This window comes from Micromonospora echinofusca, from assembly GCF_017614955.1.
Classification (GTDB): Bacteria; Actinomycetota; Actinomycetes; order Mycobacteriales; family Micromonosporaceae; genus Micromonospora; species Micromonospora echinofusca_A.
Map to the genome: position 1 here is coordinate 1 of NZ_WVUH01000741.1, position 441 is coordinate 441.

At 67.8% G+C, this 441-nt stretch carries 1 protein-coding gene; it reads right to left on the bottom strand.

Annotated elements, in window-relative coordinates; all coding sequences use genetic code 11:
* A partial coding sequence (locus tag GSF22_RS34180) for a hypothetical protein (RefSeq protein WP_244454636.1) occupies positions 1-183 on the bottom strand: 183 nt, incomplete at its 3' end.
* Between the last annotated feature and the right edge of the window lie 258 nt (positions 184-441).

A 441-nucleotide genomic window follows, 5' to 3' on the forward strand; every position in this document is an offset into this window, starting at 1 on the left:
GGCGTAATAGAGCGAGCGGTTCTCGACCTGCCAGTCACGGCGGGGGTCGCGCAGCACACAGTGGTGCAGTGCCGCGAGCGCCTCGGCCCGCGGCGCGGCGAGGGCGTGCAGGGTCCCGTCGCCGCGGCCTCGCTGCAGGAGGCCGAGCAGGGTGCCGCTGGGCGCTATGTCTGGATCGAACATGAGGTCAGCATCCGGTGCGGGAGGTTCGCTGGCAACGGGATTTCCGTCGATCGGCATTCTTGCCGATGTCCTGCCGCCGTATGCCTGATGAACGGTGCGGGACTGAGGGGACTCCCGAGCGCCGCAGCCTACCCGGAATCGCGCCCTCCGCCGATTCCCGCCCGACATGCACCCGGAAGGCCATCGGCATATGCCACAAGCACCACCGGATCGGGTATTGCCAAACCGCTTACGGGATGTCGCACCCTGTGCAAGAGT